The 14,443-nt window shown below is 65.3% G+C and carries 15 protein-coding genes and 2 pseudogenes; 9 read left to right on the forward strand and 8 right to left on the reverse strand.

From position 1 onward, the window contains the following. Positions 1-47 precede the first annotated feature (47 nt). The 3 genes from FB560_RS05735 to FB560_RS05745 all read right to left on the reverse strand — a co-directional run bounded on the left by FB560_RS05735 (position 48) and on the right by FB560_RS05745 (position 2,418). Complete coding sequence (locus FB560_RS05735; RefSeq protein ID WP_141871479.1) at positions 48-1,028, reverse strand: zinc-binding alcohol dehydrogenase family protein; 981 nt, start codon at positions 1,026-1,028, stop codon at positions 48-50. Continuing rightward, positions 1,025-1,474, reverse strand: a complete 450-nt coding sequence (locus tag FB560_RS05740; RefSeq protein WP_141871480.1) for a MarR family winged helix-turn-helix transcriptional regulator — start codon at positions 1,472-1,474, stop codon at positions 1,025-1,027. The genes FB560_RS05735 and FB560_RS05740 overlap by 4 nt, the downstream gene beginning before the upstream one ends. Before the next feature lie 353 nt (positions 1,475-1,827). Continuing rightward, positions 1,828-2,418, reverse strand: a complete 591-nt coding sequence (locus tag FB560_RS05745) for a TetR/AcrR family transcriptional regulator (RefSeq protein ID WP_141871481.1) — start codon at positions 2,416-2,418, stop codon at positions 1,828-1,830. A 141-nt stretch (positions 2,419-2,559) separates the two neighbouring features. Here FB560_RS05745 and FB560_RS05750 point away from each other — a divergent pair, with 141 nt between their 5' ends. Further along, positions 2,560-4,035 (forward strand): DHA2 family efflux MFS transporter permease subunit, encoded by a 1,476-nt coding sequence (locus FB560_RS05750; protein ID WP_141871482.1) that lies wholly within the window; start codon positions 2,560-2,562, stop codon positions 4,033-4,035. Between the two features lie 97 nt (positions 4,036-4,132). On the opposite strand, the gene FB560_RS20885 is transcribed toward FB560_RS05750, so the two are convergent. The 3 genes from FB560_RS20885 to FB560_RS05760 form a co-directional block, all read right to left on the reverse strand. Further along, positions 4,133-4,501, reverse strand: a complete 369-nt coding sequence (locus tag FB560_RS20885; protein ID WP_325058560.1) for a transposase — start codon at positions 4,499-4,501, stop codon at positions 4,133-4,135. 12 nt (positions 4,502-4,513) lie between these two features. Beyond that, positions 4,514-5,203: an IS110 family transposase gene (locus tag FB560_RS20890; RefSeq protein ID WP_229673390.1), complete on the reverse strand. Its 690-nt coding sequence runs from the start codon at positions 5,201-5,203 to the stop codon at positions 4,514-4,516. Between the two features lie 473 nt (positions 5,204-5,676). Beyond that, the gene (locus FB560_RS05760) at positions 5,677-6,357 is read right to left on the reverse strand and encodes a TetR/AcrR family transcriptional regulator (RefSeq protein ID WP_141871483.1); all 681 of its coding nucleotides are present in this window, start codon (positions 6,355-6,357) and stop codon (positions 5,677-5,679) included. 118 nt (positions 6,358-6,475) lie between these two features. Here FB560_RS05760 and FB560_RS05765 point away from each other — a divergent pair, with 118 nt between their 5' ends. The 6 genes and pseudogenes from FB560_RS05765 (at position 6,476) to FB560_RS05780 (ending at position 12,450) form a co-directional block, all read left to right on the forward strand. Then, positions 6,476-7,945 (forward strand): MFS transporter, encoded by a 1,470-nt coding sequence (locus tag FB560_RS05765; protein WP_141871484.1) that lies wholly within the window; start codon positions 6,476-6,478, stop codon positions 7,943-7,945. Beyond that, positions 7,946-9,100 carry an AI-2E family transporter gene (locus FB560_RS05770; RefSeq protein WP_141871485.1) on the forward strand — a complete coding sequence of 385 codons (1,155 nt, stop codon included), beginning with the start codon at positions 7,946-7,948 and terminating at the stop codon, positions 9,098-9,100. A gap of 101 nt (positions 9,101-9,201) precedes the next feature. After that, on the forward strand, positions 9,202-10,236 hold the full coding sequence (locus FB560_RS05775) for a hypothetical protein (protein ID WP_141871486.1): 1,035 nt from the start codon (positions 9,202-9,204) through the stop codon (positions 10,234-10,236). 259 nt (positions 10,237-10,495) lie between these two features. Then, positions 10,496-10,672 carry a hypothetical protein gene (locus FB560_RS20665; protein ID WP_170197991.1) on the forward strand — a complete coding sequence of 59 codons (177 nt, stop codon included), beginning with the start codon at positions 10,496-10,498 and terminating at the stop codon, positions 10,670-10,672. A 221-nt stretch (positions 10,673-10,893) separates the two neighbouring features. Then, positions 10,894-11,022: pseudogene (locus FB560_RS21095) on the forward strand (transposase); the annotation flags it as partial. Beyond that, positions 11,017-12,450: pseudogene (locus FB560_RS05780) on the forward strand (IS30 family transposase). The pseudogenes FB560_RS21095 and FB560_RS05780, both read left to right, overlap by 6 nt. A gap of 1 nt (position 12,451) precedes the next feature. Here the strand turns inward: FB560_RS05780 and FB560_RS05785 are convergent. After that, the gene (locus FB560_RS05785) at positions 12,452-12,886 is read right to left on the reverse strand and encodes an IS3 family transposase (protein WP_141871487.1); all 435 of its coding nucleotides are present in this window, start codon (positions 12,884-12,886) and stop codon (positions 12,452-12,454) included. Continuing rightward, a complete protein-coding gene (locus FB560_RS05790; protein WP_170198061.1) occupies positions 12,886-13,200 on the reverse strand; it encodes a transposase in 315 nt (104 codons plus the stop codon). Before FB560_RS05790 ends, FB560_RS05785 begins: the two co-directional genes overlap by 1 nt. A gap of 110 nt (positions 13,201-13,310) precedes the next feature. On the opposite strand from FB560_RS05790, the gene FB560_RS20895 reads away from it, so the two are divergent. Both FB560_RS20895 and FB560_RS20900 read left to right on the forward strand, forming a co-directional pair. Beyond that, positions 13,311-13,595: an ABC transporter permease family protein gene (locus FB560_RS20895; protein WP_229673388.1), complete on the forward strand. Its 285-nt coding sequence runs from the start codon at positions 13,311-13,313 to the stop codon at positions 13,593-13,595. Between the two features lie 9 nt (positions 13,596-13,604). After that, complete coding sequence (locus FB560_RS20900) at positions 13,605-14,099, forward strand: carbohydrate ABC transporter permease (RefSeq protein ID WP_267901911.1); 495 nt, start codon at positions 13,605-13,607, stop codon at positions 14,097-14,099. The last annotated feature ends 344 nt before the right edge of the window (positions 14,100-14,443 follow it).

Below are 14,443 nucleotides of genomic sequence, written 5' to 3' on the forward strand. Positions count from 1 at the left end.
GTGGCGGGCGAGGTGGGCGGCGTGCGCGATCTCCAGCGGCGGGATCATCACAGGACGACCACACCCTTGCCGCCCACAGTCCCGGCTTCCATGTCCCGGTGGGCGTGGACGATGTCCTCGAGTCGGTACGTGCGTCCGACCGGGACGACGGCTCGCCCGTCGCGCACGGCATCCAGGTAGTGCTGGAGGGTCTGCGGGGACAGGTCGGCAGCTTCTCCGGAGTAGGCGCTGAGGCGGACACCGTTGGGGAGCCAGTCCATCGGGTAGAAGTCGGGGATCGTCCACTGATCCGACAGCATGCCGGTGAAGCACACCGTCCCCCCGATGCGGACGGCACGCAGGGTGTCTCTCAGCACGTTGACCCCCACCAGCTCGATCGCCCCGTCGACACCGTCGGGCAGGACGCGACGGATCTGGGCGGAGATGTCGCCGTCGTCGATGAGGACGTGATCGACCCCGACCCGCTTCATCTGTTCTCGGGCAGCTTCGCGGCGGGTGGTGGCATACACCGTCATCCCGCCGAGTTTCGCGAGCACCGTCGCGGCCAGACCGACCGACGAGGTCCCACCGCGGATCAGGATGCTATCGCCCGCACGCGCCTGCAGGCCGGTGGTGAGCGACCCGTGGGCGGTTTGCAGCATCTCCGGCACCGCGCCCAGAGCGCCCCATGGCAGGTCGCTATGGAAGGGGATGACCTGTCCGGCTGGCACGACGACGTACTCGGCGTACCCGCCGTCGAACGTCCGCCCCATGCCGCCCATCATCGTCACCACCTGCGCACCCGGGGAGAACTCGCCGCCGGGGGCGTCCTCGACGATTCCGGTCGCCTCGATGCCCGGGACACGGGGGAACGAGCCGAAGGAGGCGAGACCCTGCCGGAAGTGCAACTCGGAGCGATTCAACCCGAACGCCTTCACCCGGATCAGCACCTCACCCGGCCTGACGACCGGTACCGGGATGTCTCGCACGTTCAGGACATCGGGCGGGCCGGGAGCGTCGACAACGACCGCCCGCATCATGCGCGTCATACCAAGGCCCCCTCATCAGCCGACACGAGGCGCGCCTGGAGGCGCACCAGTGCGGCCGTGACCGCCGCCACATCCGTGGTGTCGCCGAGCACAGCCGTCAGTGTCCTGCGTGCGAGGCGTTCGCCCTCCGTGCGGGCACGTTCGCCGGCATCGGTGAGCACGATCAGCGATGACCTGCGGTCGTCCGGATGCGGACGACGCACGGCGAGGCCGTCACGCTCCAGCCGGTCCACCAGCTTGCTCGCCGCCCCGACCGTGATCGACAGCCCCGCGCGAAGGTCCCGGACTCGCCTGCCGCCACCGTGGCGGTGCAGGACACGCAACGCCATCCACGTGCCCAACCCCACCTGATCCGCGGCCAGAAGCTCACCCTCCACCCGGTTCCACAGGGCCGTCTCGACACCGACCAGAAGATCGAAGAACTCCACACCCGCCTCCAACATCATCAGCAGTAAGCATATTCCCAGGAATCTATATGTGCACGAAGCTGGGCTCGAGCCGCGCCAGATGTGAAGGGTGCGTGACGCACCAAGAGTGCGTGAGGCACCGCGTTGCCCGCCCTCCACACGCAGACTCCGCCCGCCAGGGGGCGACCGGGCATGGGAGAGTATCCGCCGTCGAAGCGCCGAGCGGAGTTGGTTCAGGAGGGTTTTGGTGTCAACGATCGATCGCACCGTCGTGCACACGGGGCACGACGGTCAGTGCGGTCGACCTGCTCGCTCAAGCATGCGCTTCACGCTCTACCGCACTCCTAGTCGGGCGGCGTGCCATCCGTTGGACCGCCGTTGTCGTCTGCGACTCACGGCATCTGGATTCCGCGGACGATGAGGCCGAGGAGATAGTCGTTGCGGGTGTCGTCGGTGGCCATGAAGAGCACGAGGCCGCCGATGAGCTGCACCAGGTCGCGTGCGGTGAGATCGGGATCGACGGCGTGTGCGGCGTGCGCTCGTTTCAGGACGTTGCCGACCGCGGTATCGATCTGCTCGGTAGTGCGACGGTCGAACTCAGGGTCATGGTTGGCGGCCTGGTTCAGCTCGCCGATGATCGCCCGGTTCATCTGCGAGAAGACCACGAAGGCGTGCAGCCACTCGACGAGCCCCTCCCACGGCTCCCGCGTCCTGGAGATCTCTGCGGCGAGGGCTCCGAGCTGTTGGAGGTTCTCCTCATAGATGGCTCGGATCAGGTCGATGCGTGTGGGGAAGTTGCGGAAGAGGGTGCCGGTGCCCACTCCGGCCCGCTTCGCGACATCGTCCATGGACGCCTCGTGCGGCTTCTCGGTGAAGACCTCGTGCGCGGCAATGAGCAGCCGTTCCCGGTTCCGGCGGGCGTCGGCTCGCATCGCCCGTCGAGGGGCGGCGGCTTCAGCGTCTGCCGGGGGACGGGGTGGCATCGTTGCTCCTCCTGCTCACTCCTCAAGCGTATCGGAGTCTGATTCCGGTTATAGTGGAGTCGTACTCCGGATAGCAGGCGTGGGGACTCGAGAGGACACCATGACGAAGACGCAGTTCACGACTGGGACGGTGGTGGGCCGGTGATCGGCGGCCAGGACTCCCCAACGCAGCTCGACTCGGATGAGTCAGCGCCGGCCGTCGGCGAGCGTCTCGCGCCCGGCACGGCACTGGTGCTGGGGTTGCTGGTGGTTGCCGCGTTCGTGGTGGTGTTGAACGAAACGATCATGAACGTGGCACTGGCGAGCCTCATCGAGGATCTCGGGATCACGGCGGCGACGGCTCAGTGGCTGACCACGGGCTACATGCTCACGATGGCGATCGTGATCCCGACCTCGGGCTATCTGTTGCAGCGCTTCACCGTCCGGCAGGTGTTCATCACCGCGATGTCGCTGTTCACGATCGGCACCCTGGTCGCTGCGCTCTCGCCGGGTTTCGGGATGCTGCTGACCGGCAGGATCGTGCAGGCCTCCGGTGCGGCGGTGATGATGCCGCTGCTGATGACGGCCGTGCTGCATACCGTGCCGGCAGGGCGCCGCGGCACGCTCATGGGCACCATCGCGATCGTCACCTCCGCCGCCCCCGCGCTCGGGCCCGCGGTGTCGGGGGCGGTGCTCAGCGTCGCGGAGTGGCCCTTCCTCTTCTGGACGGTCCTGCCGATCGCCGTCACCGCGCTCCTGCTGGGCATCTTCCGGCTGCGCAACGTGACCCAGACCCGTCGGCTCCCGATCGACGTGCTCTCGGTCGTCCTTTCCGCTCTCGCGTTCGGCGGCATCGTGTTCGGGCTCGCGAGCATCGGCGAGTCCGCGAGCGGCGAGGCTCCCATCGCCCCCTGGATCCCCCTCACCATCGGCATTGTCGTCCTGCTGGTGTTCGTCCTCCGGCAACGACGCCTCGCCCGCCGGGACCTCGCACTGCTGGATCTGCGCACGTTCCGCACACCCCAGTTCGCGGCCGCGATCATCGTCACCGCCCTGATCGCGATGACCCTGTTCGGCACCCTCACCGTCCTCCCGCTCTACCTGCAAGACGCACTCGGCGTCAACACACTTGCCACCGGCCTGCTGCTGCTGCCCGGCGGCCTCATCCTCGCCGTGCTCTCACCCGTCGTCGGGCGACTGTATGACCGGCTCGGTGCGGGTCCGCTCGTCGTGCCCGGGGCAGTGCTCCTTGCACTGTCTCAGGTCGCCTTCGCGGTGACCCTCGCGCAGCAGGGCTCCGCGCTGCTGGCGATGGGCATGTTCACCGTGATGCACGCCGCGCTGGCCTTCCTCTTCACCCCGCTGATGACCGCGGCACTCAGCCCGCTCCCGGCCGAGCTCTACTCCCACGGCAGCGCCACCTTCTCCACCGTGCAACAGCTCGCCGGCGCCGCCGGCACCGCGACCCTCGTCACCCTCATGACCATCGGCTCCACACGCGCCGGGGTCGGCAGCGGCATCGGCACCGGAATCCAATACGCCTACTGCGGCGCATCCATGATCGCCATTCTCGCTGTCCTCGGAGCAGTAGCACTCACGCTCATCACCCGACGCAACTCGTTGAAGGAAACGGGATAAAGGAATCAGTGACTGCCTCGGGCGTTCAATCGGGACTGTCTGAACAACAATGAAGATGTTCTTGATGGCTTCGGCCGGGGCTGACCTGCTGACGGCCCTATAGAAGTCGAGTGATGCCGAGGTCGGTTTTCAGGTCGTGGTAGACCTCTCGGGCGATGAAGCGTTTGAGGCAGCGAAGAACGTCTTTCTTCGAGAGTCCCTCGGTGAGCCTGCGTTGCGCGTAGGCGATCGTGGGCTCGTGGTAACGGAGTCGGCAGACGGCGATCGTGTGGAGCGCGGCGTTGGCTTGTCGATCGCCGCCGCGATGCAGACGCATCCGCTGGGTCTTGCCCGACGAGACGGGGATGGGTGCGACCCCGCAGAGCCGTGCGAACGCGGCTTCGGAGCGAAGTCGGTCGATGTTTTGCCCCGCGGTGATCAGCAATTGCGATGCGTGACCGGTGCCGATGGCGAGCTTGGAGATCAGGGTGGGCGCCGTTCAGGCGACGAGTTCTTCCAACACGACGTCGACCTCACGGATTTCAGCGGTGAGGTCCAGAACGCGCTTCGCGAGTGTCCGGAGCGAGTACTTCGTGGCGTGGAACGGGTCGGCGAGGTCGTCGCGGTCTGGTCTCAGGCCCGCGCCGCGCTCGATCAGCGCGGCGGTGGTGCGCTCGGTGATCTGTTCGCGGAGTTCGGCAGGCGCGGTGATGAGTAGATCACGGAGTTGGAGTTGCGTGCGGGTGCGGGAACGGATCGCGGAGTCCCGGCTGACCCGGAGGATTCGGATGGACTCGACGACACCAGTGGTGTTCTTCGGCACGACCGCGGCCTGGCCGGAGAGAGCCTTCATCGCCGCCGCCTCAGCATCAATCGCGTCGTCCTTGCAGCGGCGGGCACGCAGATGAGGATGAGGCTGGTTGACCTCGACGATGTCCACGCCGCGGGCGAGGAGGAACCTGGTCAACCCGGCGGCATACGATCCCGTCGACTCGATTCCGATCTTGTCGATCACGCCGAAGCTTCCGAGCCAGTCCAACGCATCTTGGTAGCCGCGGGTCGAGGCGGGGAATTCCTGGCTGCCGAGGCGGCGGCCCGACGAGTCGAGGGCGGCGACGTGGTGGGTGTTCGAATGCGCGTCGATCCGACCGACGATGATCGTGCCGGTCAGCTGGTGGTGCTCTCTCAAGGGGTTCCTCTCTGACGGAAAAGTCCCTCGGGGAGGTCGGAGCGGACGCAACAATGACGAGGCATCGTGTTCGAACAAGGTCCTATGAAGTCACGTTCCACCTGGCCCCGAGAGGCTCCGGGACAGTGACGGCGAACCTCGGCCGAGACGACTCGTCGGTGTCAGGACAACGGCACACGCCGTGTCAGTTAAACAGCAGGTCAGCCCCGGCCGAAGCCGTCAAGAACATCTTCATTGTTTATCGGACAGACCCTCGCCGCCACCTGCACCGGACTCATCGAGCGGGGATGGAGCGAGTGGCTCTACCTGGCCTTCTTCTGGGCGCTGTGGAACGGGCTGAAGTTCCTCCTCTTCGGGCCGTGGAGCGTGGTGCACGTTGGTACGTGCGCGACTTCGCGAACGCCGGGCGTACGGCTTAGCTAGCCCTGTCCGAACCTGAACAGGGCTGTGCTCACAGGTTTTCGAATGGTTGATCAGTCGGATGCCCAGACGCGCGGCAACTCGGTGGGGGTGAGGAGTGCGGTGAGGAGGTCTCGTACTGGGCCTTCGAGGTCGGTGTCGGTGGCTGCGGCGAGTGGTTGCAGCCCGGTCGTTGAGCGGAGATGTACTACCCCGAGAACTGCGGCGAGTGCGACCTGGGCGCGGAGGAGTGCTGCGTCCGTGTCGGTCTCGCCGGCGGCCCATCCGGATGCGGCGGCCATGCGTTCGGCGAATGAGCGCAGAATTTTTCGACGTAGTTCGTCTGCTCTCTCGTCGCCGGAGCGTTGCAGCAGCAGGAGAATTTGGACAGAGTCCGCTGCGGACGGTAGCTCGCCGAGTCGTTGCAGGATCGTGTCTGCAATACCCGCGACAGTGACGTCTCCCCGAGCGGTCATGTCTTCGCGGCGGTGACGGCTGAGGTGCTTACCTGCGTCCGTGATGCACGCCTCGAACAGGCCCTCTTTGGAGGAGAAATAGCGGTTGATGAGCGCGACGTTCACGCCGGCGTCGGTGGCGATGTCGCGAACGGTGGTTGCGCCGTACCCATCCCGAGCGAAGCGAGATCGGGCCGCGTCCAGGAGTCGCTGGCGGGTGGCGGTCGCGTTTCGCGCCCGGCCCGCGCGTTGTGTTGCGGGCAAGCGCTCGGCACCGGCCGGTTCGTCGGGCGTGTTCATATCGTCTCCATCGTCGTCACCGCAGCCTTCGCGTCCACCTCTCAGATAAACGACGGCTGACACGCTTGGTGTAAGTAGTAGTCTACTTAAGTCAGCGCTTGTTTACATGAGGAGTGGCATGTCGAGTTCGTCGTCTCGTCGGGGTGCGGGGGCCGCTCGAGCGGCGGGGGAGCGGCATACGAATGGAGCGCTGCTCGTTGCGTACTTGGCGTTGGGCGGGTTGTCGTTCGCGGTGCTGCAGTCACTTGTTGCTCCGGCGTTGGGTTCGATCGGCCATGACTTGGGGGTGTCGACCGGGGATGCGTCGTGGGTGCTGACGGCGTATCTGTTGGCTGCGGCGGTGCTGACCCCGGTGCTGGGGCGTCTGGGAGACATGGTCGGGAAGCGCCGCGTGCTGATCGTCGTTCTGGTTCTCCTGTTGGTCGGTACCGTGTTGGCTGCGGTGGCGCCGAACTTGACGGTGCTGATCATGGCGAGAGTATTGCAGGGGGCGGCGGGGGCGATCATGCCGTTGTCGATCGGTGTGGTGCGGGATGAGTTGGATCCGGATCGGGTGGGTGTGACGATCGGATTGTTGTCGGCGATTTTCGGCGTCGGTGCGGGGGTGGGGATCGTGGCGGCGGGCCCGATCGTGGAGGCGCTCTCGTGGAGGTGGCTGTTTTGGTTGCCTGCCGTGTTGGTGGTGATTGCGTTGTTCGGCGCGATCTTCGGAATGCCGGATTCGCCGGTGAAAACACCGGGTCGTATCGATCTTCTCGGCACGGGGATCTTGACGGTGTCGTTGGTGGCGTTGCTGCTGGGTATCGGGGAGGGGGCCACGTGGGGGTGGGCCTCGGTGGCAACAGTGTCGCTGCTGATCGTGGGGGGTGTGGCGCTGGTGGTGTTTGTGCTGGTGGAGCTGCGGCTGTCGGCGCCGTTGATCGATATTCCGTTGTGGCGGAACCGGGGAGTATGGACAGCCCACCTGGTCGCATTGGCTTTCGGGTTCGTGATGTTCGGGACCTTCGTGCTGGTGCCCACCCTGCTGCAGTTACCGACGGCGACCGGGTACGGGTTCGGGGTGTCGGTCACCGCTTCGGGTCTGTTCCTGCTGCCGACGGTGGCGATGATGGTGGTCAGCGGACCGATCGCGGGTCTCCTGGTCCGCAAGGCGGGCGCGAAGCTCCCCATGCTGATCGGCTCGGCGATCGCCATGCTCGCGTTCCTTGTTCCCGCTGTCGGACACGATCAGTTATGGCAGGTCGTGCTGTCCGGGGCGCTGACCGGCGTGGGAGTGGGGTTCGCGTTGGCGGCGACGTCGAACGCGATCATTGAAAGCGTCCCCGCGACGCAGACTGGGGAAGCGATCAGCGTGAACACGATCATGCGGACCGTGGGCAGCAGCCTCGGCACCGCGGTGATCGGCGCTGTGCTCTCCTCTCAGGGCACCTCTGCTGGTGCACCGGCGGATGCTGCGTTCACCGGGGGGTTCTGGGTCTGCGCTGTTGTCGGTGCGATCGCGATCGCCGCCGCCGTGATGGCTCCTGCTGCCCGGGACGCGGCACGCCGAGTCCCCGCAGCTCGCGACATCGACCGGAAAGATGGATAGATGCCGCTGTTCAGAAGACGCACGGAACCGCAGGCCTGGTCAACGACGGAGGCTGAGGTGCTCCCGGTGGGGATACGGATCGCCGGCGCATGGTCGTGGCGGATCCTCGCGATCGTCGGAGTGCTCACGGTGATCGGCTTTCTCGTGGTGCAGCTGAGGTTGCTGGTGATCCCGCTGCTGATCGCGGTCGTGCTGGCTGCGCTGCTCGTCCCGTTCAAGAATTTTCTGACTCGGCACCGGTGGCCGGTCTGGGCGGCGATCACTGTCGCCGAGCTGAGCGTTCTGGTGGTGGTGGGAGCACTGGGGTATCTGGTGGTCACGCAGATCACGTCAGGGTTTGGAGGACTTGCTGAGCAGACGGTGGCGTCTTTCACGGAGTTCCGGAAGTTCCTTGCGGAGTCTGCGTTGCAGGTGTCCGGGGCTGACCTGGATGCCTTCGTCCAACAGGTCTGGGCGATGATTCAGGAGGATGGAGCGGCGCTGGCGTCCGGGGCTGCGGCGTTCGGTTCCAGTGTGGGCCATGTCTTCGCTGGCGTCCTCCTGGCCCTGTTCTCGACGCTGTTCTTCCTCATCGACGGAGATCGGATCTGGGCCTGGATCGTGCGCCTGTTCCCGCGCCGCGCCCGCCCGGCCACCGATGAGGCGGGACGTGCCGGATGGGCGACCCTGCAGTCGTTCGTGAAGGTGCAGATCCTCGTCGCGTTCATCGATGCGGTCGGCATCGGCCTCGGCGCAGCACTGCTGGGAGTCCCGCTCGCTATCCCGATCGGCGTGCTCGTGTTCCTGGGATCCTTCATCCCCGTCATCGGCGCCGTCGTGACCGGCGCGGTCGCCGTGTTCATCGCACTCGTCTACAACGGATGGGTGATCGCGCTGATCATGCTGGGTATCGTCCTCCTCGTCCAACAGCTCGAAGGACACGTCCTGCAACCGCTCATCATGGGCTCCGCCGTGAAAGTGCACCCCCTCGCGGTCGTCCTCGCCGTCGCAGGCGGATCGATCGTCGCAGGCATCCCCGGAGCACTATTCGCTGTGCCGCTGGTTGCTACGGTCAATGCGATGGTCATGAGCATTGCGGGAGGAGCGTGGCGCGACCACCCCGACCTCGTGCCGTCGCCAACTGGCCCGGCGGAACGCAGGCGGGAACACCGATGAACCTTTCGCTGACGGAAGAAAAGTCCAGCCGTCGCGGGTCTCGACGTTCAGAGAAGAAATCCTCGTCTCCGGACTCTCTGCGCGTACTGATGCGTGGTGCGGTGGCGGCCGAGTCTCGTGCGCTGGCGTTCGCGTTTGTCGCGCTTGTCGTGGGGATCGTCGTTGGCGCCTTCGTGTTCGCTGGCGAGCCGGCTGCTCTCTCCGGGGCGAGATCTGTCGGGGTGACGGCAGCGTTCCTGGCTGGCGTGTCGGCCGGGGTGGCGTTCGCGACGAACTACCTGCGCTTGGTCCGCAGCACGCGGCCGCGTCCTCTCAGCATCGGGGTGAGGTGGCGGATCGGGGTGGACACGGTCGCATTGACCGTCTCCGCCGTCATCGTCGTCAGCCTGCTCACCGGAACCGTGTTCGCTGTGCTGCAGCTCGCCTTCCGCGACTTCGCCCTCGACCCGCCTGCCGCCGCTGTCGTCACCGGCGCCGTCGCCGCCGTGGCGGCATACCTGCTCACCGGTGCCGCCTCGCAACTCACCACCCGGGCGATCGCGAACCTCCTCGCCATGCTGCTGGTCAGCGGCGGGTTGGCGAGCATGCTCTCCGCGCGAAATACCACCTGGTGGCAGCACAACTTCAGTGCTCTCGGTAGCGGCGACGGCTTCTCGCCCTACACGTTCAACATCACACTCGTGTTCGCCGGCCTCGTCATCATCACGCTCACCCACCATCTCACTCATGACATCCAGCAGCTATCCGCCCCGGACGCGACTTCCCGGATCCGAGTGCTGCGGGCGTGGCTGATCACCGTCGGAGCCCTGTTCGCCGGCGTCGGGATGGTGTCCGTCGATGAAGCCGAACCTCTGCACATTGTCATCGCCACCACGATGTCGGTCGCGTTCGCTGGACTCATCGCCACGAGTACCTGGCTGGTGCCATGGTTGCCTCGCAGTTTCACCTTCGTCTCCGTCATCGTGCTTGCGGCGTTCGGGGTCGTCGCGCTCCTCATGTGGCCGATCGGCTACTTCAATCTCACCGCCATGGAACTGCTCAGCTCCATCCTCCTCCTCACCTGGCTCCTGCTCTTCGTGCGAGCCATCGCCGCCACCGCGGACGACGATCAACCAGGGGGACTGATGTCTGATTGACGGTGGATCTGGTCGTGCCTGTCCGAGAAAGAGGGCGATGACCGAGCACCCAGGCGATGAGACGCATGGCAGGCAGCACAGCCCATGAGAGCGCCGCAAAGGCACGGGGTTGAAGGCTGTGTTGACCGCGGTGCCCAGGGGCGTGACAGTTGGTTCGAGCCGAAAACCGCGAAGAAGCGGTAGCGTCGCCTGACTGGAGTGGATGAGATTGATGTGCCGGGTTCGGGGGAGGCTCATAGATCTGTGGAGGATAAGAGCTATGGCAGCGCCGAGGAAGTGGGGCGAGGAGTTGAAGAGCCAGGCCACTCGCTCGGCGTTGAGCGCTCGTCGTAACGCCGTGACGAAGACCGGAGCGATTGAACGGATCGCGGATCAGCTTTGTATCAATCCGGAAGCGCTGCGCAACTCGTTCGCCAGGCCGAGAATGATCCCGTGAAGGCGCCCGGGTGACGACCGCTGACAGGTTGCGACAGGGGCAAGGGGAAAGCTCTGCCCGGCCGGGGAGAACTCTTCTGCGTGCACCGACCCACCCTGGGCGTTGCCCTCGCACTGCAAGACTCCCCAGCGAGGTCGGACGGGGATCCGCAGCATTGTATGGATCATGAAGTAGACCTTGGATTCCAGCAGTCGTCGCAACATCAGCGGCGAGGAGCGGAGATGCCGGCGAGGAAGTACACGGAGCAGCAGAGGTTGGCGTTTCTGGCGTTAATCGATCGGGGCGGATCGGTGCGGGCAGCTGCGCTGGCCGCCGGAGTGAGTCCGGATCGCGGCTACCGATGGATGAAGCAGGCGGGGCTGTCGACGCCGCGAAGCACGCAGCGCAAGCACACCCCGGAGGACAAGGCAGAGTTCTTCAGACGGCTCGCTGTGAGCGGCAACGTCTCGGCGGTCGCACGCGAACTCGGCTTCAACTGTGTCACCTGCTACGCCTGGGCGCGTAAGGCGGGGATCTTCACGGGCGCTTACGCGGACGCGAAGCGGCAGGAGTTCCTCCGGATTCGACGTGAGGGCGTATCGCGCCGCGAGGCCGCCCAACGGCTGGGCGTCGAATCCCACCAGGCGCTGGACTGGGACAAGGGCATCCGCGTGTTCTCCAAGGGCCGGATCTACCCTGACGGCAGAGTGGTGCTCTACCGGCCCGGGGAGGTCCTGGCGAACGTGAAGAACCCGAGAACTGCATGGGTGCAAGGCGAACGTGTCCCCATTGCCCGCGTCGAGCAGGTCATCGATGCCCGCTACCCCAGCCTCCTCGAACGAGAACGGCTGAAGGACCTGATGATGACGGTCTGTCGATCCGGAAGATCGCGGCGATGATGGGGCGGGCGCCTTCGACGATTAGCCGTGAAGTGAGACGCAACACCGTCAGCAGGAGTGGCTATCTGCCTCACACGGCGCACCGCGTCTCTGCGAAGCGGCGTGAACGCCCGCGGGCAGCAAAGCTCGCGGTCGACGGCCCTCCGCGGGACTATGTCGCCGCCAAGCTCAAGAAACGATGGTCGCCGGAGCAGATCCGCCATCGGCTTCAGCGAGACTTTCCCCATGACCCGGGGATGCGCGTGAGCTGCGTGACGATCTACCAGGCCATCTATGTCCACGCGCATGGAGAGCTGAGACGCGAGTTGGCAGGCTCACTGCGTCGTGGTCGTTCGCGCCGCAAACCGCACCGTGACCCGCCGACGCGCACGAGCAGGTTCATCGACGAGATGACACCGATCTCCCAGCGCCCCGCCGACGTCGAAGGCCGCACGATCCCCGGGCACTGGGAAGGCGACCTGATCGTCGGCGCCGGCAGCGGTTCAGCCGTCGCGACACTCGTTGAAAGGACCACACGCTACGTGGTCCTCGGCCATCTTCCGATCGAGCGCACTGCCGATGCTGTTCGCGACAGCCTCGTCACCGCGTTGCAGGGGATGCCGGCCGTCCGAAGAAGACCCTCACCTGGGATCAGGGCGCGGAGATGAGCGAGCACCGGGCCTTCTCCCTTGCCACGGACATGGCGGTCACTTCTGCGAACGCGCTTCACCCTGGCAGCGCGGCACGAACGAGAACACCAACGGGCTGCTCCGGCAGTATCTGCCCAAAGGCACAAACCTCCGCACCCACGATGCCGTGGCCCTCGCCGCGATCGCCGACGAACTGAACGACCGACCGCGCAAGGCGCTGGACTGGGACACTCCGACGGAGCGGATGAGTGCTTTACTGAGCTCGGGATAGTTCACACCGTTGCGACGACTGCTGGAATCCAAGAGGTGCGCAGATACGTGATGTCGCCCACCCATATCTGGTTCAATGCTCCAACATCCCACTGCCGTTTTGCGGCGTCTGCGGGGTAAGCATCAGCGTGGCCGATGATCGTTGTCGTCCGCCACCGCTTCGGGCAGATGCCCCGCAACCCGAGGCGACGCATGGTCTTCGCGACTGTCTTCCGAGAGATGATCTCACCGTCCTCACGAAGATCAGCGAGGATATTCGGCGACCCGGACACCTCGTCAGACTCGCCATGGAACCAGGAAATCTTCTGCTCGATCCTCTCCTGGCGGACAGCGCGTTTCGATGGGGCCCGACCGAGCCAGGCGTAGTAACCGGAGCGAGCGACTTCGAGGAGCCTGGCCATCCGCACGATCGTGAAGTTGCTCTTCTCCACCCGCATCAGTTCGAACGCTTCCCGTTCGTATCCGACGCTTCCTGGGCGAAGAAGAGCGACGCTTTTTTCAAGAACGCCCGATCCATGTTCAGCTCCGCGTTTTCCTTACGCAACCGAGCAAGCTCGGCGCGCTCCGTCTCGGACAACGCCCCCGCGTCGGCCTCGTGCTGGACCTTGTAAGCCTTGACCCAGTTGCCGAGCGTCTGCTCAACAATGCCGAGCTCCCGTGCCACCGTCGCGACCGGCCGGCCGGTGCTAATCGCCAGCCTCACAGCCTCGTCTTTGTACTCAGGCGTGTATGCCTTGCGCTGGTTTCCCATACTGAACATCCTCCATTAGAGAGTGCCCACCGAACGGGGTCACGGCCAGCGCTCACTCTCGCGATCGTCTTCATGAGTCGCGGTCGCGAACGTGCGAGAAAGGCCAACTGATGCTGGAAACACGCTCCCGTAGAACGGCGGTCGGGCTTCAGATCGCCGCCACCCTCCTGATCATCCCGTTTCTGTTCCCGCTGGTGGTAACGGTGCAGGGATCCTTCGGGGGCCGCGGGTGGGGCAACTATGAAGCCGTCCTCGCGATTCCGAATCTCTGGCGGTACTTCCTCGACAGCACGGTGATCGCGCTGTCGGTGATCGCTATCGTCTTCATCTGCACCCTTCTCGCCGCTTTCGCGTTCTCGAAGCTCCGAGTGCCGGCGAAGGAGTTCTTCTTCTGACTGCTGCTTCTGGGGCTCACGCTCCCTGAGATCGTCCTGATCACGCCGCTTTTCGCCACCGCCGCGGCGACGGGGCTGTACGACACGCTCTGGGCGGTCATCATCCCGACGGCCGCCTTGCAGATTCCGTTCACCGTTCTGATCGTGCGCAGCTTTTTCGATGGCATCCCGAACGAACTCTTCGAGGCTGCGAGGGCGGAAGGTGCGAGTACTCTGCGCATGTTCGTCTCGATCGTGCTGCCGCTATCGCGCCCCATCGCGGCGACCGTCGTGATCCTCACCCTGATCACCAGCTGGAACGCCTACTTGCTGCCTCTCGTGTTCTTGCAGAGCGCCGACAACCAGACGGTCACGTTGCTGAGCCAGTTCTTCGTCGGGAAATTCGTGAACGACCAGACCAAGGTCCTTGCGGGGTCGGTCATCGTCGCTCTTCCGGAGATTCTTGCTTACGTCCTGCTGCAGCGATACTTCGAAAAGGGCTTGACTGCGGGCGCGGTCAAGTAGGAGGTAGGCACTCGTGGAGTTCACGCTCACACTGCCGGCTCCTTCGCTCTCCGCGAGCGTCAGCCGACCTGTCGTCGCGTCGACGATCGCCCGCCTCGTAGCTTCCGGCGCCGCAGACTCAAAAGCCGAGCTCGGCCGACTGACGGGTCTTTCCAGAACGATCGTGGATGCGTCAGTGCGCGCTCTCATCCAGATGGGAACTCTGCGCATTAGTGGCAGCCCAGTGCGCGTGGGCGGAGGTCGGTCGGTTGAGAAACTTGAACTCGACCCGCTCTTCGGACTCATTCTGGTCGTCGACTGCGGAGCATCGCACGCCAGCCTGACGGTGTGCGATCTCCATCAGA

It is taken from the genome of Microbacterium saperdae (assembly GCF_006716345.1).
GTDB lineage: Bacteria > Actinomycetota > Actinomycetes > Actinomycetales > Microbacteriaceae > Microbacterium > Microbacterium saperdae.